The following is a 20582-nucleotide window of genomic DNA, read 5'->3' as shown; positions in this document are numbered from 1 at the left end:
GGTCCGGTGCCGCCCGCGCCTGTGCTGGCAGGAACTGGCCGCTCGGTCGCTCGGTCGACGGGCAGCATCGACCCGCGCTCCGGCCGATGGGGAGCCGCCACCCGGGGGGGGAACGAGCCGGCGGGCCCCGGCACGCTCCTGGGCCCGCCGGCACACGGCCGCCGCAGGCGTTGATCAGCCGACGGACGACCGCCGGGCAGGCCGGTCAGCCGACAGGCAGCCACCGAGCGGGCCGCCGAGGGGACCGGTCAGCCGATGGGCGGCGTGCCATGGGTGTGGAAGGACTCGATGGTCTTCAGGCCCCAGGCCTGGCCCTTCTTCCGCTCGTTCTCGCTCCACGTGACCAGGGGCCAGTCGGGGGCGAGGACGAGGCGGGTGAGCGGGTTGCACAGCTCGATACGGTTGCCGCCGGGTTCGTAGACGTACAGGAAGAACGTCTGCTGGATGGCGTGCTTGTGCGGGCCCGTCTCGATGAACACACCGGTGTCGATGGCGAGGTCGGCCGCGCGCAGGATGTCCTCACGGGTGTCCGTGGCGAACGCGATGTGGTGCAGGCGCCCGCTCGAACCCGTCCAGTCCTCCGTGTACACGATGTCGTACGACTTGCTGCTGAAGGTCAGCCACTGGGCGGCGATCCTGCCGCTGTCGAGCTGGATCTGCTCGGTCGGGCGGGCGCCGAGCGCGTCACGGACGAAGTCTCCGTTGGCGGCGACGTCGGAGGCGAGGAAGTTCACGTGGTCCAGGCGTCGCACGCCGACCCCGTGGCCGGGCTTGGCCTGCGGCTGGTTCTTCAGACCGGGCTTGAGGTGGTCCGGCGCCTGATACCACTCGCTCTCCCAGTACAGGGCGAGTTCGTGACCGTCGGGGTCGGTGGTGACGTAGACCGAGCCGAGACCCGGCTCGTCGTTCGCCCAGCGGCCCTCGCGGCCGGCGCTCTCGATCTCCTTGACCCGGCGCTGGAGGGCCCCCTCGCTGGAGGCGCGCAGGGCGGTGCGGCGGACGCCCGAGGTCGTGTGGGCGGTGAGGGTCAGGCTGTGGTGCTCGTAGTCGTCCCAGGTCCGCAGATAGACGGAGTCTCCGGAGCGGCCGTTCTCGGTGAGGCCGAGGTAGTCCGTGAAGAACCGGACGCTGGCGTCCAGGTCGGGGGTGAGCAGTTCGACGTGCCCGAGGTGGGCGATGTCGCCGAGCGGCGGGGCCATGGGGGCCTCCTCATGGTTGAAGTGCGGCTCCGGCCGGCCGGGGGAAGACCGTGCCGTCGAAGATCTTGCGTGCGGTGCGGACGACGGCGGTGCGCCGGGCCACGGGCGCTACGCCCCCGGGGCCGTACTCGACACCGGCTTCGATGTCGAGGAATCCGGTGGGGTGTTCGATACGCAGCTGGTCGCCCCGTTCGGGCGGGCGGGCCACGGCGTGCCCGACACCGCCCTCCACGCGCAGCCCGGCGGCCACGCTCGCGGCGCCGAGGACGCCGATGGAGGTGTGGCAGCGCACCGGGATGAAGGTGCGGGTCATGACGGCACCGCCGTCGCGCGGCGGAGCGAGCAGGGTCAGCTTCGGCACGGTGGCGTTCTCGACGTCCCCGAGACCCATCAACTTGCCCGCCTCCAGGCGGATCTCGCGGAGCCGGTCGGCCAGCGCCAGATCCTCCTCCAGGTCCTTGGGAGTCTCGTATCCGGTGACACCCAGCGAGGACGCGGCGATCAACACGGTCGGCATGCCGTTGTCCACGCAGGTCACCGGGGTGTCGGCGACAATGTCCCGGGCGTGGCCGGTGGGCAGCAACGGGCTGCTCCCTTGCGGGAACTCGATCACCACGGGGGCGGCGGTCCCGGGCACCCCGGAGATCTCGGCGGAGCCCGGGTAGACGACGCGCCCGCCTTCGGTGGGGAAGCTCGCCACCGCGAGGTCCCCGGAGTTGACCATGCGGATGCGCACCGAGGTGCTCCCCTCCCCCGGCTCGACCAGTCCGCGTTCGACGGCGAACGGACCGACCCCGGCGAGGATGTTGCCGCAGTTCTGACGGTCCGACACCTCCGCCCGGTCGACGGCGACTTGGAGGAACAGGTAATCGACGTCGGCCGCGGGGTCCGCGGAGACCGAGACCACGGCCACCTTGCTGGTCAGCGGGTGGGCACCGCCCAGGCCGTCGATCTGGCGCGGGTCGGGGCTGCCCATCACACGCAGCAGCAGGTCGTCGCGTTCGGCGGCGTCGGCGGGCAGGTCCTCGGCCAGGAAGTAGGCGCCCTTGGAGGTGCCGCCGCGCAGGAGCATGCAGCGCACCTCCTGCGGCCCGCTCACGGCGCGGCTCCGTCCCGCACGTACTCGTCGTAGGACGTGTACGTCACACCAAGGCGTACGAGGGTCTCCCGCAACCCGTAGCGGTCCAGGCCGAGTTCGCCTTCGAGGAAGGCGGCGCGGGCCAGCGCCTCCTTCCGCTCGCGGGCCTCGGACGCCTCGGCGACCCGGCGGGCGTCCTCGCGGGGCACGCACACCACGCCGTCGTCGTCGGCGAGGATCACGTCGCCGGGCCGGACGATCTGGCCGCCGAGGACCACCGGTACGTTGACGGATCCGCCGGTCGCCTTCACGGTGCCCTGCGGGCTGACCGCGGCGGACCAGGCGGGAAAGCCCATCTCGCGCAGTTCGGCGGTGTCCCGGATACCGGCGTTGATGACCAGACCGCGCACGCCGCGCCGGTGCAGCGCGGTGGCGAACAGCTCACCGAACATGCCGTCGGTGGACGGCGAGGTGGTGGTGATCACCAGGATGTCGCCCTCGCCGCACTGCTCGACGGCGGCGTGGATCATGAGGTTGTCGCCGGGCCAGGAAAGGACGGTGACCGCGGTGCCCGCGACACGGGTGCCCTGCTGGATGGGGCGCAGACGCGTGCCGAGCAGGCCGGTGCGGCCCATCGCCTCGTGCACGGTCGCGGTGCCGTATCCGGCGATCGCCTCGACGTCCTTCGCGTCCGCCTTCGGCGGGCCGGTGACGATCACGCCGCTCATGCCAGCTCCTTCGCGATCTGCGGGTAGGGACGCATGAACGCCTCGGCCATGGTCTTGTGGGCCAGGCCCAGATTGGGGCCGGCGTTGCGCTTGAGCTGGACCCCGCGGCGCACGGCGAGGTCGGTGTAGTAGTCCCACAGGTGCTGCTGGGCGCCGAGGCATTCCATCGCCTTGCGCTTGGTCTCCCACACCTCGGTGATGTCGAGCAGCACCTCGGGCCGGAAACCGCTCATCTCGGGCTGGTGGGGCTCGAAGCAGAAGACGGGCGGGGCGCCGATGATCTCGCCCTCGCCCGGGTAGCCGATGGCCTGGGCGAGGACACGGGCCTCCAGCGCCATGCGGTTGGCGGCCGGGTGGTCGCCGTTGTACGGGTCCTCGGCCGGGTGGGTGAGCACGACGTCCGGCTGGGTCTCGCGGTAGACCGTCACCAGGCGGTCGGTGAGCTCGGCGGTGGCGGTCAGCGGGTAGTCGCCCGCGTCGAAGAAGCGGACCTCGGCGCCGAGCGTGGCGGCGGCCTTCTCGGCCTCCTCGCGGCGTATCGCCTTGATCTCGTCGAGCTTCTTGCCCTCGCGCCAGGCCTTGGCGGACTCGCCGCGCTCGCCGAAGGTCAGGCACGCGATGGTGACCTTCTCGCCCCGGGAGGCGGCCAGGGCGATGGCTCCCCCGGCCCGCCACACGAAGTCTCCGGCGTGCGCGGTGACGACCAGTGTCGACCGTGCTGGGCGCCCCCCTGGCTCGGGCGGGTCCGAGGGTTCGGGGGCGGCGGGCGCGTTGCCGTGCGTCATTGCAGCAATCTCCTTGGTGGACAGGTGCGCGCCCGCCTCGGCTGTCCGTCGTACCGCGCGTCGCCGCGCGACACGTCAGTCGCGCAGCGCTTCGATCACACTGCCGAGGTGAGCGCGGACGGCCGCTTCGGCCGCCTGCGGGTCCCTGGCCCTGATCGCCTCGATCATGGCCAGGTGTTCACTCAGGGAGTGCTGCGCACGACCGGGGCGCAGCGCCAACTGGAACCGGTGGCGCACCAGTTGGGCGTTGAGCCGCTCCAGGAGTCCCACGGCCGTCTGCTGGCCGGAGAACTCCCTGATCCGGGCGTGTACTTCATGGTTGAGCTCGGAGTAGGTCACCGGTTCGCCGTCGGCGACCGCCTTGGACATGGCCGCGCCGAGGTCCGCCAGTTCGGCGAGCTGGTCGTCGGTGGCCAGGGCGGCCGCCTTGGCGGCACAGAGGCCTTCGAGTGCCATACGGCACTCGGTGATGGCGACCGCTTCCTCCACGGTCACCACCCGGACGCGCGACCCGCGGTTGCGGATCCGCTCGACCAGGCCCTCCGATTCCAGCTCGATCAGCGCCGCGCGGGCGCTGGCCCGGGTGACACCGAACTGCTCGGCGAGTTCGTTCTCCACCAGCCGCTGGGCCGGTGCCATCTCTCCGCGCAGAATCGCCTGCCGCAGCTGCGCCAACGCGTGCTGCTTGGCCTGCTCGCCGGTGCCTGGACGGGCTTCCTTCTGCATTGCTGCCCTCCCTGAGTGAGTGCCTGTCGAACGTAAATCTAGACCAACAAGATTGTCAACAATTTTGTTCGGTATGTTGCCGACATGCTTCGGGCAGCGACACGCGCACCCGAGACCGCCGGTCGGGTGCCCCTGCCTTCACGGCCGCCGGGTTGTGGTGCGCGAATGACACCCCTGCGGCCACCCGCCCGCGCCACGGTGTACCTGCCGGAGTCCGATGGTTCGCCGCCGGTGCACGTCAACTTCCACAGCGGCGGCCCTGTGATGCCGCCGACCGAGCTGGACGACCCGCTGTGCCGCTGCCTGCCGCCTCGGCGGGTGTGGTCGTCGTCGACGTGGACAAAGTGGTACCGAACCCGCGTGAGCGCTCCGACCCGCTGGTGTCGCCGGCCCATCCGTCCGACACCGGTGACCTGAACGGCATCGCGCCCGCCCTCCTGGTCACCGCGGAGTTCGACCTCCTCAAACCGGAGGGCGAACGCCACGCGGGACGACTGCGGAAGGCGGGCGCGCTGGTGGACCACGTCGATGTGCCGAAAGCGGACTACGGATACGACGGCACGGACGACGAGCCCGTGCCGGGTCCTACCCCTGGACCTCGGGCGGTGAGATGCCGAACCTGCTCGCGCTCTCCGTGAGTTCGCGCCACACCTTGGCCGCCACGGGCACCCCCTCCCCCGCGCGCCGCTCCGCCACCGAGGCGCTGCGCTCGCCCGGATAGAACACGCCCTGTGCTCCGTCCGCCGGAGTCAGTGCCTTGAGGGTGGCGAGCGTGACGTCGACCGCCGCGGTGAACGCGGCCGGGTCGCCGAAGGCCGCCGGGTCGATGGCGATCAGCAGGGCGTTCTGGCGGTGCTTGCGTCCCGCGGGATCGTCGGAGTGGAAGGCGGCGAAGATGGGCCCTCCGACGAGCACGCTGGTCAGCAGCTCGAAGGCGAGCGACATGCCGGACCCCTTGGCACCGCCCAGCGGCAGTGGCATGACGGCCTTGTCCGGGTCCGTGGTGGGGGTGCCGTCCTCGGTGGCCGCGGCCCCCTCGGGCAGCGGGGTTCCGCTCGTCCTGGCCTGCCGGATCTTGCCCAGGGCGATGGTGGCGGTGGCCATGTCGAGGAGCAGGGGGGCGTGGCTCTCGGCCGGTACGGCGACGGCGAGCGGGCTGGTGGCGACGGCCGCGCCCTTGACCCCGGTGTAGCCCATGTTGGGCATGCCGGCGACGAACGCGATGCCGATCAGGCCCTGTTCGGCGATCTTCGAGACGTAGTAGCCGATGGCACCGGTGTGCACGGTGCGGCGCACCCCGACGGCCGCGATGCCGTTCGCCCTGGCCCGGGTCACCGCCTCCTCGGCGGCCGCGGTGAGGGCCACGGGGCCGGGCGCGCGGTCGGCGTCGAGCACGGCGACGGCCGGGGTGCCCGACTCGACCGTGATCTCGGGACGGGCGTTGGCCACCCCCTTGGCGAGCAGCTCCAGATAGGCGGGAACGCGCGCGGTGCCGTGGGAGTCGACGCCGCGCAGCGCGGCCCAGACGAACACGTCGGCGGTGGTACGGGCGTGCTCGGGGCGCAGGCCGCCCTTCTCCAGCAGAGCCGCGGCGAAGCCGCGCAGTTCCTCGGCGGGCACGAGTACCCTGCCCGGCTTGGGCGTTGGGGTGTCGGTCATGGTGGCGGGTGCCTCCTGGATCAGCGGGTGACGAGGACGTCGACGACGGCGGTGGTGCCCTCCGCCACGGCCTTGAGCGCGCGCTCCAGGGCGGGGGCGAGCGCGTCCGGCGTGTCGACGGTCTCGGTGTGCATGCCGAACGGCTCGGCGAACCGCGCGAGTCGGGGCAGCCGGCGCAGGTCGGTGCCCAGCCACTCACCTGTGTCGGCCGCCGCGCCCTCGGGGTAGAACCTGCGGTGGTTGAGGTTCATCGACTTGTAGACGCGGTTGTTGAAGACCACGATCAGCAGCGGCAGTCCGTACGCGTTCGCGGCGTCGTACGACGGGATGACCGGGTTGTAGGTGAAGGCCCCGTCGCCGATCGTGAGGACCACGGGGCGTTCCCGCGCGGCGAGTTTGACGCCGAGCGCGACGGCGATGCCCTGGCCGAGTCCGCCCTGCACGTAGAAGTACGAGTCGGGGTCGGCGGTCCGCGTATGGCGTTTGACGACGCGGCTGTGCGTGATGGTCTCGTCGACGACGATCGCGTCCTGCCCGTCGAGCAGCCTTCGCAGGGTGGCGGCGACGAGCACCGGGTCGACGCCCTCGGCCTGTGCCGCCTTCGCCTCGGCCGCCGCGATCGCGGCCTGTTCGTCGGCGTGCCGCTCCTCGTGCGCCGCGCGCCGCGCGGTGACGGCGGCCAGTGCGGCCGGGTCGGAGGGTGTCGGGTCCGCACGCTTGGCCAACTGGCGCAGGGTGTTGGCGACGTTCCCTTCCAGGTAGCGGTCGGCGAAGAGGACCTGGTAGGCGATGTGCGGGCGTTGCGGAACCTCGTCGATGACGACGACGCAGGCCTTCGACGGGCGCCGCGAGGGCGGGTAGAAGGGGGCGCGGCAGTTGACGAGGAGGATGAGGTCGGCCTCGTCCATCCAGGGGCCGATGTCCGAGCCCGCGTGCAGCGGGTGGGTGCGCGGGAAGTTGCCGCACACCGCCGAGTCGGGTTCGACGACCGGGAGGTTCCAGGCCTCGGCGAAGGCGACCAGGGCCTCGAAGCCGCCCGCTTCACGGCCCGCCGTCTCGGTGACGATGACCGGATTGGCCGCCTCGCGGATCAGCTGCGCGACCGGGTCGACCTCTTCGGGCGAGCTGTGGGTCGAGCCCGGCCGGACGATCGGTTCGGCCTCGCGGCCGTCCCAGTCCTCCAGCAGGATCTCCAGCGGGATGTTGAGGTAGGCCGGTCCGGCCGGTGCCCGCCAGGCCAGCTCCGCCGCCCGCGTGACCATGGCGGGCAGTGTGTGCACCCCGGCGGCCTCGTTGGACCACTTGGTGAACGGCTGGGCGATGCCGTGCGGCCCGCCCACGACGGACAGGTTGCGGTACCACTGGCCGCCGGGGTCCTGCCCGGGGCCGTCGCCGTAGCTGGTCGACTCGGAGGAGGCGACCAGCATGGGGACGCCGGCGAGCAGGGCTCCGTGGATCGCCATGGAGCCCTGGAGCAGGCCGGGGGCCGCGTGCAGGAGCACGGCCTGCGGACGCCGGGCGATGAGGCCGTAGCCGGTGGCCATGCCGACCGCCACCGTCTCGTGGGTGAGGTCCAGGTACTGCGGGGCCGGCTCGCCGTCGCGGTGGCGCCGGGCCAGGGACTCCCAGACCGGGGCCCATTCCGACCCCGACGAGCAGAAGACGTAGTCGGCGCCGACGGCGTTGAAGGCCGAGACGAGCGCTTCGCCGCCGTCACCGCCGCCGGCACCCTGTGTGTTCTCGGTGTCCGTCATCTCCGGTTGTCCTCAGCCCTCGATCGGCCAGTCGAGGACCTCGGAGATGCCGCGGCCCAGGATCCACTCCAGCTCCTCGGGCGTGAAGTCCCAGTGCTGGGTGAACTGCTCGATGGTGTCGGTGTAGGTGATGCCGTGGCCGAGCAGGCGGGTGATGTCGGTGCCGTAGAAGCACCGCTGGGGGCCCAGCTTGTCGACCATCTCGCGCACGTACTTCTCGATGTTCTTGTTCGGGAAGGGCTGCGTCGAGTAGCCGGGGAGGGCGGAGACCTTGACGTAGATGTTCGGGTGGACGGCCAGGTCGGCGGTCTCCTGGACCCAGTAGCCGATCGCGTCGTCCACGCAGCGGGCCATGATGCCCATGTGGTCGATGATGATCTTCAGGCCGGGGTGCTTGGCGGCGATCTCGCCGAGCTCGCGCTTCCAGATCGGGGCGTGGACCATGGTGGGGATGCCGAGTTCCTCGGCGATCGGCCAGTACCAGTCGTTGGTGCCGTCGATCATCCAGTTGCGGTCCTGCGGGCGGTGGAAGGTGAGCCGGGTTCCCTTGATGTGCGGGTTCCGGGCGAAGTCCTTCAGCATCGCGGTGCCTTCGACGGCGTTGTCCTGGGGGACGCGGGCCATGATGCCGAAGCGGTCCGGGTGGGCCTCGCAGGCTTCGAGGGCGTAGTCGATGCGGTTGCCCTCCCACGACGGGGGCAGGATCAGCGCCCGGTTGACGCCGGCCTCGTCCATCAGCTCAAGGGCCTCCTCGTAGGAGAAGGGGTCCTCTCGGTGTCCGTTGAGGCGGATGCGCTCCCGTGCGCCCGGGACCCAGGGGCGGTCCGGGGTCTCTTCCTTCCAGATGTGGATCTGGGTGTCGACAACGAACATGTCATCTGCCGTTTCTCTGCGAAGGGGGTGGTGAGGTGGTGCGGATGGAACGCTAGGTCGGCGAAAGGCCTTTGCCGAGCGCTGGGAGTGCAAGCAGTTCTTGCGCGAAAGTCCCCTGCGCGCAGGGCATGTTCAGGTTGCGCGGATGTCGCCGAAGACGGTGTCCGCGATGTGTTCCGCGATCGCCATCGAGGAAGTCGCGGCGGGCGAGGGCGCGTTGCGTACGGCGGTGACCGCACCGACTTGACGGATGACGAAGTCGTCCACCAACGAGCCGTCCCTGCCGAGTGCCTGGGCGCGTACGCCCGCTCCGCCGCGCACCACGTCACCGGCGTGGATGGCGGGGACGTACGCCTTGGCGGCCTTCATGTAGGCGTCCACCGACAGGGAGCCGTGCATCTCCTTGATGCCGGTGCGCCAGTGTTGCCCGGCCAGCCGCCACATGCCGGGGAAGCGGGCGATACGGGCGAGTTCGCGCAGGTCGATGTCCGAGCGGCGGTAGCCCTCGCGGGAGAGGGCGAGGACGGCGTTGGGGCCGACCTCGACGTCGCCGTTCACGCGCCGGGTGTAGTGGACGCCGAGGAAGGGGTAACGCGGGTCGGGAACGGGGTAGATGAGGCCGCGCACCATGTGGGCCCGGCTCGGCGAGACCTTCATGTACTCGCCGCGGAAGGGGATGATGCGCGGCTCGTCCCCGTCGTCGGCGAGTCGGGCCACGCTGTCGCTCTGGAGTCCCGCGCAGAGTACGAGGCGGTCGACCCGCAGGGTTTCGGCGCCGGAGGCCACCTCGATGCCGCCGCCGGTCAGCCGGGTGACGCGGGTGACCGGGAAGCCGAGCCGTACCTCTCCGCCGGACTCCACGACGTCCCGGGCGAAGGACCGGGCGACGGCGGTGTAGTCGGTGATGGCGGTGCGCGGTGAGTGCAGGGCCGCCAGGCCCACGGCGTAGGGCTCGATCTCGTGGATCTCGCCCGCGTCGACCCGGCGCAGGCCGGGCACCCTGTTCTCCAGGGACTTGGCGTACAGGGCCTCCAGGCGCGGCACTTCGTCGTCCGTGACCGCGACGACGAGCTTGCCGCACTCGTCGTAGGGCAGTCGCCGGTCGCGGCAGTAGTCACGGATCATCGCCATGCCCTTGGTGCACAGCCGGGCCTTGAGGCTGCCGGGCGTGTAGTAGATGCCGGCGTGCACCACGCCGGAGTTGTGCCCGGTCTGGTGGACGGCGACCTCCTGTTCCTTCTCCAGCACGACGACCCTTGTGCCGGGGCGGCGCCGGGCGATCTCCCGGCCCGTGGCGAGGCCCACGATCCCGGCGCCGACGATGCCGATCGTCTCGTCAGCCATCGGCTTCCTCCTTTCGTCGTTCAGGGCGCCGTCAGACACCGAAGTGCATGGCGACGGTCTTGACCCGGGTATAGAAGCGCAGCCCTTCCTCGCCCTGCTCCTTGAACGGCGATCCGGAGTCCCGGAAGCCGCCGAAGGGGTGGTGGACGTCCCAGCCCGAGGTGGTGGTGTTCACCGCGATCTGGCCGCACTCGGCCTGGTCCGCGAACCGGTGGGCGGCGCCGAGGTCCTGGGTGAACACGGCGGCGGCGAGACCGAAGACGGAGTCGTTGACCGCCTCGACCGCCTCGTCGAAGGAGTCCACCGCGCAGAGCGCGACGACCGGCCCGAACACCTCCTCGCGCCAGATGTCGAGCTCCGGGGTCACCGCGCCGAGCACGGTCGGGTTGACGTAGCAGCCGTGACTCAGCGCCTCGTCCGTGGGCCGGTCGCCGCCGGCCAGGACCGTCGCGCCCTGCTTCACGGCGCGCGCGATGTCGGAGAGGACGCTGTCGCGCTGCCGGGCGCTGACCAGCGGCCCCATCGTGGTGCCCGCGGCGAGCCCAGGTCCGACGCGCAGGGCGGCGGTCTCGGCGAGCAGCAGCGCGGTGAACTCCTCGTACACGGGCCGCTCGACGATCACCCGGCTGGTGGCGGTGCAGCGCTGCCCCGCCTGGGCGAAGCCCGCGGCGGCCACGGCCCTGGCGGCGGCGTGCAGATCGGCGTCGGCGAGGACCACGGTGGCGTTCTTGCCGCCGAGTTCGCCCTGGAAGCGGACGCCTGTGCGGGCGAGCGCGGCCCGCAGGCCCTCGCCGACCTCGTTGCTTCCGGTGAACGTGAGGGCGGAAAGGCGCGGGTCACGGAGCAGGGCCTCGGAGATCTGCGAGCCGCGTCCGGTGACCACGTTGAGGACGCCGGCGGGCAGCCCTGCGTCGTGCAGGGCACGCGCGAAGTGCAGGGCGGCCTGCGGGGTGTCGGTGGCCGGCTTGAGGATCGCCGCGTTGCCCGCCGCGAGGCACGGGGCGAGCTTGCGGGCCGGGGTGATCAGCGGGTCGTTCCAGGGGGTGATGGCGAGGACGACGCCGATCGGCTCACGCTGGTGGTGGGTGCGGGTGTCGGGGCGCACGTCGTGCACCAGCGTGCCGTAGCCCTGGCGGGCGATACCCGCGTAGTACTCCAGGAAGTCGGCGGCCTTGACGGTCTCGCCGGTCGCCTCGGCGCGGGTCTTGCCCATCTCGGTGCTGAGGTCCTCGGCGATCCCGGCGACGCGCTCGCGCAGCAGCCGGGCCGCGTCGGTCATGATCCGGGCGCGTTCGAAGGGGCTGGTGCGCTTCCAGACGGCGAAGCCCTGTTCCGCGTGGTCGTAGGCGTCGGTCACGTCGGCGGCGCTGAGCGCGGGAACGCGGGCCACGGGGGTACGCAGATCCGCGGGGTCGTGGACGTCGATCCACTCGCCGGTCGCCACCCACTCCCCACCGGAGAGGGTTTCCAGGGTACGCATCAAGATCACTTCTCTCGTCCGCCGCGGTGCGGGGCCGCGGTCAACCGGATGGGACGGCCCTGGGGCCGCAACGACAACACACGAGTGGGGGCCGGTCGGACCAGCCCCGCGGCGGCAGACATTGCTTTCGCTCCGCGCGGGTCGCCCATCAGGGGATTCGTGCTGGAATCGGCGGGCCCGACAGCACGCCCCACCCGGAGGAAGACATGGCTTTCGCAGTCGTCGCCCACTACCGGTGCGCACCCGCCGACGAGGCCACCGTGCGCGCCGCGCTGCTGAAGATGCGCGAGCTGACGCCCACCGAGCCGGCGAACCTCGCGTACGAGGTCCACGCGGAGGCCGACCGGCCGGGGTCGTTCGTGCTCTACGAGCGGTACACGGATCGCGCGGGTTTCGAGGCGCACCGGGCGGCGGACCACTTCACGGAGTTCATCGTGGGGTGTGTGCTGCCCCTGCTGACGGAACGCACGGTGACGTTCGCCGAGGTGCTCTGAGCGGTCGGCCGGGAGAACGGGCGGCGCGCTCACCGTCGTGCTCCGAGTCGTCGGCCGGGAGGCGGTCCGCGTCTCCCGGCCGGCGTCGGCAGGCGGTCAGAACTCGTTGCCCCAGCAGTAGCGGGCGAGTGTCTCCACCAGGACCAGTTTGCGGCGCTGGTCCTCCGCGCCGAGCAGTGGCCGGGCCGCCACGTCGGCGAAGCCGCGGGACGGCGCGAGGGCCATGTCCTCGATGTCCTTGAGCTCGGCAGCGGCGTCGATGCGCGCCAGCACCGTGTCGATCTCCTCCAGCTCGGGCGTGGTCGCGTCCACGACCCCGAGGCACGCGTCCCGGTCCTCGGGCAGAGCCCTGAGCAGGTCGGTCTCGCCCGCCGTCCCCCGGTCGTACGGGAGGATCCAGCGGTCCGCGGGGACCTCGCCGTACAGCCGCTCGGCCCTGGCCCCGTCCACCACGCCCGGTGCCTCCCAGCCGGGACTGACACCGATCCGTACACCCTCGGGCCGTTCCTCCAGGCGCACCGCCATGGCCTCCACGGCGAGCGTGTCCGCGAAGGACAGCGCGCCGGGCGCGGCCGGGTCGGCGGCGAGGTGGCCGAGGAGCAGCGGGTTGTTCAGCTGGATCAGGCGGACGCCGCGGGAGACGAGCAGCTCGATCTCCGCGTGGATGATCTCCGCCAGGGCCTCGCCGAGTTCACGGGCAGAGGCCGGGCCGCCGGAGGCCGCGAGGCCGGGGTCGAAGGTGGTCGCGGCGAGGTAGGCCGGCGAGGGCAGGGACACCTTCGGGGCGATCACCGTCAGCTCGGTGAGCCGGGCCGCCCAGTCGGCCAGCAGCGGGCCGTTGGCCTTGGGCAGGGACTCGGCCACCCAGCGGGACAGTCCGTCGGGTCCCGCGTCCTCCGTACGGCGGAAGCCGGAGACGGTGCCGAGGACGGCTCCGCGGAAGTCCTCGCGGGGGAAGTCGCCGTCGGTGACGACGGTCGAGCGCGCCTTCCGCTGGAAGGCCACCGCCTCGGCGACCGCGTCGTCCAGCGCACCGGGGTCGTCGCCCGGGACGGTGAGGGTGACGGGGCGGACCAGGCTGCCGTGGTGGTCTATGCGGTAGTTGAACGTGTCCGCCATGGTTCAGGCACCCTTCTCGGTCTGCTCGGTCTGCTCGGTCTGCTCGGAGTTCTCGGAGTTCTCGGCCTTCTCGGGCTTCGCGGCGTCGCCGGCCGCGGTGCCGGCGACGCCCCAGGCGGCGAACTCCAGTTCGTAGCCGAGGGATTCGAGGACGTCGTCGGCGACCTGCTGGTCCTCGTCCGCGGTGCCGCCCGCGATGCCGAGTCCGCCGATGATCTCGCCGTCCTTCTTGATCGTGACGCTGCCCTCGGTGGCCATGATGGGCAGGGCCGCGCCGGGCAGTTGGGAGAGCTGCGCGAAGAAGACCGGCTGGCTCTCCTGCCACTTCTTCAGCATCTTGCCGGGGCGCTGCATCACGGCCGCGGTGTACGCCTTGGCGCGGGCGATGTCCGGGGTGAGGGGACGCGCGCCGTCGGAACGGCGGACGCTGATGACGAACCCGCCCGCGTCCACCACGGCGACGCTCACCGCCTTCCCGAGCGCCTGGGCGCGCTTCAGGGCGGCGCCGACGATCTCTTCGGCGGCGTCGAGGGTGAGGCTGCTCATGCTGCTTCCTTCTGTCCGAGAGTGCGGCGCAGGTGCGCGACGGCGTGGTTGTACGGGCCCGGCGTCTCCCAGTACATGGAGTGCGGGGCGTCCGGCACGATCTCCAGGCGGGAGCCGGGGAGCAGTTCGTGGGCGCGGGTCACGGTCTTCACGCTGAGCACCGCGTCCTTCTCGCCGAGCAGGAAGGCGATCCCGACGCCCGAGTCCTGGATGTCCCGCAGGGAGGGCCCGTCGGTGTCGAGGTTGCGCAGGTCGGCCATCCTCGCGACGTTGAAGGTGCCCATCTGCTGGAAGAGGAAGGTGCGGTCGGCGCTCTCCCGCCGGAAGCGGCCGGTGAGGAGCCGGTCGATGACGGGCAGCTTGACGGCCTCGGCGCGGTCGGCGGCGGCCAGTTCGCGCAGTTCGGGGTGGCTGATGCCGCCGAGGGAGTGACCGAGGACGACGGAGCCGACCCGGTCGGGGCGGAGCAGGCCGGCCCGCAGGGCGGCCACCGAGCCGATGGACTGACCCACCAGCATCACGTCGGTGAGGTCCTCGGCGTCCAGGACGGCGAGGACGTCGCCGGGGAAGTCCTGTCCGTCGAACTCGGGCCTGGACGAGCTCGGAGGAACAGGTGCGACGGACTTGCCGAAGCCGCGCAGGTCCATGGTGACGACGGTGAACTCGTCGCGCAGTGCGACCACTTGCTGCCACCAGGCGGCATGGTTGCCGCCGCTGCCGTGCACGAAGAGGATCGCCGGGCCGCTGCCGTGACGCTCGTAGTAGATGGAGGTGCCGTCGGAGTCGGCGAGGGGCATGGGAGGGAACTCCTAGCAGTACAGGGGAATGAACTCCGGGCCGAGCTCGCTCAGTTGGGACGCCTGCCGTGGAAGACCAGCTCGATCATGGTGTGGTCGGGGTCGTGGATGTAGCAGAACTTGGACTGGTTCTCCGGGCGTTCGATCGGGCGGGTGTGCCGGATGCCCAGCTCCTTGAGGTGGGCGAGGAACTCGTCCCAGTCGTCGACCTCGACGGCGAAGTGGTAGGGCGCCATGCGCTCCATCTCCTCGACCGGGGTGAAGTGGAGGTCGAAGTTGCCGCGGGTCATGAGAACGACCCGGGTGTTGGACTTGGGCATGATGCGCTTCATCCCGAAGACCTTCGTGTACCACTCGGCGGTCCGGTCGGGGTCGGTGGTGGGGAAGTTGACGTGGTGGATGTAGCGCGGTGCCTTGCTCATACGGAATTCCCTTCTGGGTGTACGGGGTTGGAGAGCACGCCGATGCCGCTGATCTCGACGTCGACGGTGTCCCCCGGCTCGATCTGGCACGTCGACTCGGCGCCCATCCACAGCACGTCACCGGGGCGCATGGTGATGTGCCGGGTGATCGCGACGATGTGGTCGAAGGGGTCGAAGACCATGTCGCCGGTCGGGAACGCGGCACGGACCTCGCCGTTGACCCGGAGCGTGGTCGTCTGCGCCAGCGCGTCGACGTCGGTCTCGATCCAGGGACCCATCGGCTTGAACGTGTCGCTGTTCTTGCTGCGCCAGAAGGTGCGGTCCTGGTGCTGCCAGGCGCGGGCGCTGACGTCGTTGCCGATCGTCCAGCCGAACACGGCCTCGCGGGCTTCCTCGTACGAAGCGTGCCGCAGCGTACGGCCGATGACCGCGACGAGCTCCGGCTCGGCCTCGAACCGCCCCGTCACCTCCGCCGGTTTGACGATGGGCGAGCCGTGGCCGGTCAGCGCGTTGTTGGCCCGGTAGCCCACTTCGGGGCGGGTGGGGACCTCGGCGCCGGCGTGCCGGATGTGCCGCGGGTAGTTCATGCCGACGGCGTAGAAGACGGGCGGGACGACGACCGGCAGCCAGACCGCCTCGCTGCGCGGCACGGCGCCGATGACGGTGGGGCCGCGTTCGCCGTGCGGCTCGCGCCGCGTGGCGTCCAGGGGGGAGTGGGACAGCAACTCGACGTCCCGCTCCCCCACGCGGCCCCACACCGCTCGTCCGCCGACCGACACCCGGGTGTATCGCATGGCGTCAGCCGGCCAGCAGATGGGAGACGCGCTTGGTGACCAGGTAGGCGTCCAGCGCCTCGGGCCCGCCCTCCCGTCCGTAGCCGCTCTCCTTGACGCCCCCCGAGGGTGCCTCGCTCACCGAGCCACCGCAGTGGTTGACGGAGAGGATGCCCGCCTCCAGTTCGCGCACCAGGTGCTCGGCGGTGGCCGCGGACTCGGTGAAGGCGTACGCGGCGAGACCGTAGGGCAGTTCGTTCGCGGTGCGCAGCGCCGTGTCGAGGTCGCTGAACGCGGTGATGGGCGCGAGCGGCCCGAACGGCTCCTCGCGCATCAGGTCCGCGTCCGGCGGTACGTCGGTGAGGACGGTCGGCGCGAAGAAGTAGCCCGCGCGGTCGAGCCGTTCGCCGCCGGTGCGCACGGTGGCGCCGCAGCGCACGGCGTCGGCGGTCAGCCGTTCCGTCGCCCGGAGCCGGCGTTCGTTGGCGAGCGGCCCCATGGTCGTGCCCTCGGCCAGGCCGTCGCCGACGACGACCGCCTCCGCCGCTTTCACGAACTCGGCGGTGAAGTCGTCGACGAGGCTCTCGTGGACGAGGAACCGGCTCGGCGAGGTGCAGACCTGGCCGGCGTTGGCGAACTTGGCCTGGGCGGCGCGCCGGGCGGCACGGGCCGGGTCGGCGTCCGCGCACACGATGACGGGGGCGTGGCCGCCCAGCTCCATCAGAGACGGCTTCATGACCTCACCGGCGGCCGCGGCCAGCAGTTTGCCCACGGGCACCGACCCGGTGAACGCGACGAGACGGATGACCGGCGAGGCGATCAAGTGGGCCGACACCTCGACCGGTTCGCCGAAGACGAGGTTGAGGACCCCGGCCGGCAGGCCCGCGTCCACGAAGCAGCCCACCAGGGCGGCTGCCGTGGCCGGGGTCTCCTCGGACGCCTTGATGACGATGGAGCAACCCGCGGCGAGGGCCGAGGAGATCTTGCGCATCGGTCCGCCGGCCGGGAAGTTCCAGGGGACGAACGCGGCGACGGGGCCGATCGGTTCACGGCGTACGGACAGCACGGTGCCGGGGGCGGAGGGGATGATGCGGCCGTAGGCGCGGCGGGCGTCGTCGGCGTGCCAGCGCAGGGTGTCCGCGACGCGGTGGGCCTCTCCGGTGGCTTCGGCGAGGGGCTTGCCCTGTTCGAGGGTCATGATCCGGCCGACCTCGCCGGCCCGCTCGGTGAGCAGGTCGGCGGCGGTGTGCAGGATCGCGGTGCGGCGGGCGACGGGGGTGTCGCGCCAGGTCCTGAATCCCGCGGCCGCGGCGTCGAGGGCGCGGTCCAGGTCGGCGGTGGTGGCGAGGGGTACTTCTCCGATCACCTCTTCGGTGGCCGGGTTCACGATCGGGGCGGTACGGCCGGTGCCGCCTTGGCACCACTCGCCCGCTATGTGCATGCGGACGGCGGGAAAGCCGTGGTCGGTGGTCATGGGTGGGAGCCCTCTCAGGCCGGCGAACGAGACGAATGGGGCCCGCGGCGCGAAGGCCGGGGGTGTGGGGCAGCCGCGTGGGGTGTCCAGCGCGGGGGTGCGGAGTGCGCGGGGGTGCGGAGTGCGCGGGGGTGCGGAGTGCGGCGCGCGCGTCAGGACGCGGGGGCGTCCTGCTGGTCGCGGTTGGTGCGCAGCGCCCAGATGTGGTGCGGCGGGGTGGTCTCGTGGACGCGGGTCTCGTACGAGTCGTCGACCCGGTCCATGTCGGCGGCGTACTCGACGCGTCCGCCGCAGGGCGCGTGCACGAAGCGGAAGACGTTGGAGCCGACGGTGTGACGGCCGAGCCTGCGGGCCTCGCGCCAGCCCCGGTCGATCATGTGGTTGCCGCCCTCGATGACGTCGTCGAAGCCGGGGACCTCGTAGGCGATGTGGTTGACGCCCGCTTTGTCGGGACGGTGGCAGAGCAGCATGGTGTGCTGGTCGTCGTCGCCCGGTGCCTGCATGAAGACGCCCATGGGCTCGACGACGTCGGTCGGCCGGAAGCCGAGGCGGTCGACGTAGAACGCGACGGCCTCCTCGCGGCCCTCCTTGCGGATGTTGAGCGCGACATGGCACATGCGCAGCGGGCGTACGCGGGTGATGGCCTCCAGCGCCGTGTTCCAGCGGGTGACCGTGCCCAGCGCGTTGGCGGGCCGGGGGGTGACGTCGGCGGGCCGGGGCCGGGCCAGGGTGAGTCCGGCCCCGAAACCCGTCTCGTCCACCGTGTGGAACACGCCGGCGGCGTCCTGCCGGACCGGGCGGTCACGGCCGGCCGCGGCCACGAGGCGCTCCAGTTCGCGCGGGGTGTCGACGCCCCACACCACTTCGCGCAGGGTGGGCCCAGCCTCCACCGGTGGCGGGAACAGCGGGCCGGGTTCGGTGTCGAGGTGGAGTGTCTGGCCGGTGCGGGTCTCGAACACCGCTTGCTCGTCGGTCCGTTCCAGCAGGAAGAGCCCGAAGTCGTCGAAGAACCGGACGCATTGGCCGAGGTCGTCGATGCTGTAGGTGACCGATTCGATTCTCTGGATTCCCATGGGTTCCTCGTTTCGCGGGTCGCCTGGTGAGCGTAGGTTTCGGGCGGCAGCGACCTCAACGGTCCAGGCTCGACGGAATCTGCAATCGTTTCTTGCGGCTACGACCGGATGGCCGGAATGGGGTTCTGGGAGAACCACGCGGTGAGGAAGTCGAGGAATACGCTGACCTTGCGCGGGGTGCCCTGTCCGGGGCCGTAGATGGCGTACAAGGGGCGGTCAGGGACCGCCAGTTCGGGCAGCAGCACCTGGAGAGCTCCCGAGATGAGGTCGTCGTACGCCGACCGCTGGGGCAGCAGGGCGATCCCGCGGCCGTGCACGGCGGCCTTCTGCAGGGCGATGTAGGAGTTGGACGAGAAGGCGACGTTGCGGATCTTGTGCAGGGTGGAGGCGTGTCCGTGGCCGATGCGCCAGACCGGGTCGTTGACGTGCACGAGGCACTCGTGGGCGGCGATTCCGTTCGGCTCGGTGAGCGGGCCGTTGCGGTCGAGGTAGTCGTCGGCGGCGCACAGCACGAAGGGCAGCGACGCGATCTTCTTGAGGCGGACGCTGGAGTCCCGTAGATCCCGGGTGTGGAATGCCACGTCGAATCCGCTGTCGAGGAAATCGTAGGTCCGGTCCGACATGCCTCCCAGTTCGAAACGGACCTGGATTTTGGGGTGGGAGGCGGAAAAGGCCGCTATCGCGTCACCGAGATCCAGACTCCCGATCCATTTGGGGCAGATGATGCTGAGCGTGCCCTCGGCGCGGTCGTGCAGCTGGGCGATTCCGGCGTCCTCGGCCTCGATCTCCTCCAGGATGCGCGCGGCGAAGTCGGCGTACCGCTGCCCCGGCTCGGTGAGGCTGACGGAACGGGCCGTGCGGTTGACCAGCCGGACACCCACCTGCCGTTCCAGTTCGGCGACGTGGCGCGACACCAGGGAGCCGGAGGAGCCCAGCTTCTTGGCCGCGCCGCTGAAGCTGCCGACCTGCGCGACGGTGACGAAGCTGTGCATGAGGAGCAAGCGGTCCATGTTTCCCTCCGGAGGCCCACGGCTGCCAGGGGTGGGCCCCGGCGGCGTTGCCGGTTGTTCGGGTGTGCGGGCGGCGTCCGTCCCGGGGACGGACCTCGCGGCGGTGCGGGCCTGGGTCACGCCGGCCGGAATGTCCCCAGAGCTCCTCTGTCAGGACATCCCGGTGACGACGGACGGGTGGCTCAGGACGCGCCGAGGAAGGCTCCGCTCATCGGGTGGGCGGCTATGACGTGGGGCAGTACTGCGGCGCCTTGGTCAGGTTGTCCTTGGTGACCAAGAGAAGAGGAATGTTGGCAATCTTGTCAACCTTCGGTTTGGCCAGCAGGCCGACGGTGCTCTTCACCGCCGTCTCGCCGATGACCATCGCCGAGTTGGCCACGGTGGCGGAGAAGCGGCCCTCCTTCACGGCGGCCAGACCCTCGTCGGTGCCGTTGACGGTCACGATCTTCACGTCCTCGGCACCGGCCGCGTCGAACGCCTTCCGGACGGCGAAGGCCATCTCCTCGTTGGCGACGAAGGCGTAGTCCAGGTCGGGGTGAGCCTGGATCATGTTCTCGGCCACTTCCTGCGCCTTGACCGGGTTGAACATGCCGGGCTGGTTCGCGACCACCTTCGCGCCGGCCGGCAGTTCCTTGGTGAAGCCGTCCACGAGCAGGTCGGAGGCCGCGCCGGGTGCTCCCGCGACCACGCCGATCTTCACGTCCTTGCCGGCGGCGTCGGTCCGGATCCAGTCCGCGTCCAGGGAGCCCACCTTGCGGAGGTCGACGACGGCCGCGCCCAGGATGTCGGTCGAGTCGGTGGGGATCACGGAGGTCAGGTAGATCGGGATGCCGGAGGCCTTGGCCTTGGCTATGTCGCCCGCGAGCGCGTCGACGTTGACCGTCTGCACGATCAGCGCGCTCACCTTGCGGGAGATCATGTCCTCGATGTTGGACAGCTCGGTTCCGGAATTCTGGTGGGAATTGGCCGTGTAGACCTTGGCCCCCTCCGACTTCGCCGTCTGCTCGACGGCTTTCTGCAGACAGGTGTGGAACGCGGTGTCGGCGCCGTTGACGAACCCGAGGGTGACGGCGCCGGAACTCGCTCCGGCGGTAGTGGCGTTGTCGTCCTTGCCACAGCCGCTCAGCACCAGGGTGGTGCCGGCGACCGCGGCGAACAGCGCGCGGCGGGAGCGGGCGGAAAGTCTCATGGTGGATCGCCTTTCGTGACGGGCCGAGGGCAGGGCAAATCACCTGCGGAAAGCGGGAG

The 20582-nt window shown here is 71.2% G+C and carries 21 protein-coding genes; 2 read left to right on the top strand and 19 right to left on the bottom strand.

Features of this window, described 5'->3' with window-relative positions; all coding sequences use genetic code 11:
- Positions 1–248: 248 nt before the first annotated feature.
- The 5 genes from ACFWBT_RS15395 to ACFWBT_RS15375 form a co-directional block, all read right to left on the bottom strand.
- Positions 249–1199: a catechol 2,3-dioxygenase gene (locus ACFWBT_RS15395; RefSeq protein ID WP_385700040.1), complete on the bottom strand. Its 951-nt coding sequence runs from the start codon at positions 1197–1199 to the stop codon at positions 249–251.
- A 10-nt stretch (positions 1200–1209) separates the two neighbouring features.
- On the bottom strand, positions 1210–2298 hold the full coding sequence (locus tag ACFWBT_RS15390) for a 4-oxalomesaconate tautomerase (protein WP_385700038.1): 1089 nt from the start codon (positions 2296–2298) through the stop codon (positions 1210–1212).
- Positions 2295–3005: a 4-carboxy-4-hydroxy-2-oxoadipate aldolase/oxaloacetate decarboxylase gene (locus ACFWBT_RS15385; protein WP_385700036.1), complete on the bottom strand. Its 711-nt coding sequence runs from the start codon at positions 3003–3005 to the stop codon at positions 2295–2297. Before ACFWBT_RS15385 ends, ACFWBT_RS15390 begins: the two co-directional genes overlap by 4 nt.
- Complete coding sequence (locus tag ACFWBT_RS15380; protein ID WP_385700033.1) at positions 3002–3790, bottom strand: PIG-L deacetylase family protein; 789 nt, start codon at positions 3788–3790, stop codon at positions 3002–3004. Before ACFWBT_RS15380 ends, ACFWBT_RS15385 begins: the two co-directional genes overlap by 4 nt.
- Before the next feature lie 75 nt (positions 3791–3865).
- On the bottom strand, positions 3866–4516 hold the full coding sequence (locus ACFWBT_RS15375; protein WP_385700031.1) for a GntR family transcriptional regulator: 651 nt from the start codon (positions 4514–4516) through the stop codon (positions 3866–3868).
- A 293-nt stretch (positions 4517–4809) separates the two neighbouring features.
- On the opposite strand from ACFWBT_RS15375, the gene ACFWBT_RS15370 reads away from it, so the two are divergent.
- A complete protein-coding gene (locus ACFWBT_RS15370; protein WP_385700029.1) occupies positions 4810–5154 on the top strand; it encodes an alpha/beta hydrolase fold domain-containing protein in 345 nt (114 codons plus the stop codon).
- On the opposite strand, the gene ACFWBT_RS15365 is transcribed toward ACFWBT_RS15370, so the two are convergent.
- The 5 genes from ACFWBT_RS15365 to ACFWBT_RS15345 form a co-directional block, all read right to left on the bottom strand.
- Positions 5102–6175 (bottom strand): Ldh family oxidoreductase, encoded by a 1074-nt coding sequence (locus ACFWBT_RS15365; protein ID WP_385700027.1) that lies wholly within the window; start codon positions 6173–6175, stop codon positions 5102–5104. The two genes, ACFWBT_RS15370 and ACFWBT_RS15365, sit on opposite strands and share 53 nt — an antisense overlap.
- Positions 6176–6195: 20 nt before the next feature.
- Positions 6196–7929 (bottom strand): thiamine pyrophosphate-dependent enzyme, encoded by a 1734-nt coding sequence (locus ACFWBT_RS15360; RefSeq protein ID WP_385700024.1) that lies wholly within the window; start codon positions 7927–7929, stop codon positions 6196–6198.
- A 12-nt stretch (positions 7930–7941) separates the two neighbouring features.
- Entirely contained in the window at positions 7942–8802 is an 861-nt protein-coding gene (locus ACFWBT_RS15355; protein WP_351541979.1) for an amidohydrolase family protein, read from the bottom strand.
- A gap of 132 nt (positions 8803–8934) precedes the next feature.
- A complete protein-coding gene (lhgO, locus tag ACFWBT_RS15350) occupies positions 8935–10146 on the bottom strand; it encodes an L-2-hydroxyglutarate oxidase (protein WP_385700021.1) in 1212 nt (403 codons plus the stop codon).
- Between the two features lie 31 nt (positions 10147–10177).
- On the bottom strand, positions 10178–11626 hold the full coding sequence (locus ACFWBT_RS15345) for an aldehyde dehydrogenase family protein (RefSeq protein ID WP_385700019.1): 1449 nt from the start codon (positions 11624–11626) through the stop codon (positions 10178–10180).
- Between the two features lie 206 nt (positions 11627–11832).
- Here ACFWBT_RS15345 and ACFWBT_RS15340 point away from each other — a divergent pair, with 206 nt between their 5' ends.
- On the top strand, positions 11833–12120 hold the full coding sequence (locus ACFWBT_RS15340; RefSeq protein ID WP_356756636.1) for an antibiotic biosynthesis monooxygenase: 288 nt from the start codon (positions 11833–11835) through the stop codon (positions 12118–12120).
- Between the two features lie 96 nt (positions 12121–12216).
- On the opposite strand, the gene ACFWBT_RS15335 is transcribed toward ACFWBT_RS15340, so the two are convergent.
- From ACFWBT_RS15335 to ACFWBT_RS15295, 9 genes are all read right to left on the bottom strand, one after another.
- On the bottom strand, positions 12217–13239 hold the full coding sequence (locus tag ACFWBT_RS15335) for a methionine synthase II (cobalamin-independent)-like protein (protein WP_385700017.1): 1023 nt from the start codon (positions 13237–13239) through the stop codon (positions 12217–12219).
- Positions 13240–13242: 3 nt separating this feature from the next.
- A complete protein-coding gene (locus ACFWBT_RS15330; RefSeq protein ID WP_385700014.1) occupies positions 13243–13785 on the bottom strand; it encodes a heme-binding protein in 543 nt (180 codons plus the stop codon).
- Positions 13782–14582 (bottom strand): alpha/beta fold hydrolase, encoded by an 801-nt coding sequence (locus ACFWBT_RS15325; protein ID WP_385700012.1) that lies wholly within the window; start codon positions 14580–14582, stop codon positions 13782–13784. The genes ACFWBT_RS15330 and ACFWBT_RS15325 overlap by 4 nt, the downstream gene beginning before the upstream one ends.
- A 50-nt stretch (positions 14583–14632) precedes the next feature.
- Positions 14633–15004, bottom strand: coding sequence for a VOC family protein (locus tag ACFWBT_RS15320; RefSeq protein ID WP_385700009.1), 372 nt, complete (start codon positions 15002–15004; stop codon positions 14633–14635).
- A complete protein-coding gene (locus ACFWBT_RS15315; protein WP_385700007.1) occupies positions 15001–15798 on the bottom strand; it encodes a fumarylacetoacetate hydrolase family protein in 798 nt (265 codons plus the stop codon). The genes ACFWBT_RS15320 and ACFWBT_RS15315 overlap by 4 nt, the downstream gene beginning before the upstream one ends.
- Positions 15799–15802: 4 nt before the next feature.
- On the bottom strand, positions 15803–17251 hold the full coding sequence (locus ACFWBT_RS15310) for an NAD-dependent succinate-semialdehyde dehydrogenase (RefSeq protein ID WP_385700004.1): 1449 nt from the start codon (positions 17249–17251) through the stop codon (positions 15803–15805).
- A 152-nt stretch (positions 17252–17403) separates the two neighbouring features.
- Positions 17404–18324: a VOC family protein gene (locus ACFWBT_RS15305; protein WP_385700001.1), complete on the bottom strand. Its 921-nt coding sequence runs from the start codon at positions 18322–18324 to the stop codon at positions 17404–17406.
- Between the two features lie 98 nt (positions 18325–18422).
- The gene (locus tag ACFWBT_RS15300; protein ID WP_385699999.1) at positions 18423–19334 is read right to left on the bottom strand and encodes a LysR family transcriptional regulator; all 912 of its coding nucleotides are present in this window, start codon (positions 19332–19334) and stop codon (positions 18423–18425) included.
- A gap of 223 nt (positions 19335–19557) precedes the next feature.
- The gene (locus tag ACFWBT_RS15295; protein ID WP_385699997.1) at positions 19558–20523 is read right to left on the bottom strand and encodes a sugar ABC transporter substrate-binding protein; all 966 of its coding nucleotides are present in this window, start codon (positions 20521–20523) and stop codon (positions 19558–19560) included.
- Between the last annotated feature and the right edge of the window lie 59 nt (positions 20524–20582).

It is taken from the genome of Streptomyces sp. NPDC060027 (assembly GCF_042737005.1).
Lineage (GTDB): Bacteria > Actinomycetota > Actinomycetes > Streptomycetales > Streptomycetaceae > Streptomyces.
This window is presented reverse-complemented; position numbering and strand designations above follow the sequence as displayed.

Coding starts and splice junctions, on each gene's coding strand:
- ACFWBT_RS15310 (WP_385700004.1), bottom strand. CDS start 17,251: ATGACCACCGACCACGGCTTTCCCGCCGTCCGCATGCACATAGCGGGC.
- ACFWBT_RS15365 (WP_385700027.1), bottom strand. CDS start 6,175: ATGACCGACACCCCAACGCCCAAGCCGGGCAGGGTACTCGTGCCCGCC.
- ACFWBT_RS15380 (WP_385700033.1), bottom strand. CDS start 3,790: ATGACGCACGGCAACGCGCCCGCCGCCCCCGAACCCTCGGACCCGCCC.
- ACFWBT_RS15345 (WP_385700019.1), bottom strand. CDS start 11,626: ATGCGTACCCTGGAAACCCTCTCCGGTGGGGAGTGGGTGGCGACCGGC.
- ACFWBT_RS15315 (WP_385700007.1), bottom strand. CDS start 15,798: ATGCGATACACCCGGGTGTCGGTCGGCGGACGAGCGGTGTGGGGCCGC.
- ACFWBT_RS15320 (WP_385700009.1), bottom strand. CDS start 15,004: ATGAGCAAGGCACCGCGCTACATCCACCACGTCAACTTCCCCACCACC.
- lhgO (WP_385700021.1), bottom strand. CDS start 10,146: ATGGCTGACGAGACGATCGGCATCGTCGGCGCCGGGATCGTGGGCCTC.
- ACFWBT_RS15300 (WP_385699999.1), bottom strand. CDS start 19,334: ATGGACCGCTTGCTCCTCATGCACAGCTTCGTCACCGTCGCGCAGGTC.
- ACFWBT_RS15335 (WP_385700017.1), bottom strand. CDS start 13,239: ATGGCGGACACGTTCAACTACCGCATAGACCACCACGGCAGCCTGGTC.
- ACFWBT_RS15325 (WP_385700012.1), bottom strand. CDS start 14,582: ATGCCCCTCGCCGACTCCGACGGCACCTCCATCTACTACGAGCGTCAC.
- ACFWBT_RS15340 (WP_356756636.1), top strand. CDS start 11,833: ATGGCTTTCGCAGTCGTCGCCCACTACCGGTGCGCACCCGCCGACGAG.
- ACFWBT_RS15330 (WP_385700014.1), bottom strand. CDS start 13,785: ATGAGCAGCCTCACCCTCGACGCCGCCGAAGAGATCGTCGGCGCCGCC.
- ACFWBT_RS15395 (WP_385700040.1), bottom strand. CDS start 1,199: ATGGCCCCGCCGCTCGGCGACATCGCCCACCTCGGGCACGTCGAACTG.
- ACFWBT_RS15355 (WP_351541979.1), bottom strand. CDS start 8,802: ATGTTCGTTGTCGACACCCAGATCCACATCTGGAAGGAAGAGACCCCG.
- ACFWBT_RS15295 (WP_385699997.1), bottom strand. CDS start 20,523: ATGAGACTTTCCGCCCGCTCCCGCCGCGCGCTGTTCGCCGCGGTCGCC.
- ACFWBT_RS15305 (WP_385700001.1), bottom strand. CDS start 18,324: ATGGGAATCCAGAGAATCGAATCGGTCACCTACAGCATCGACGACCTC.
- ACFWBT_RS15375 (WP_385700031.1), bottom strand. CDS start 4,516: ATGCAGAAGGAAGCCCGTCCAGGCACCGGCGAGCAGGCCAAGCAGCAC.
- ACFWBT_RS15385 (WP_385700036.1), bottom strand. CDS start 3,005: ATGAGCGGCGTGATCGTCACCGGCCCGCCGAAGGCGGACGCGAAGGAC.
- ACFWBT_RS15360 (WP_385700024.1), bottom strand. CDS start 7,929: ATGACGGACACCGAGAACACACAGGGTGCCGGCGGCGGTGACGGCGGC.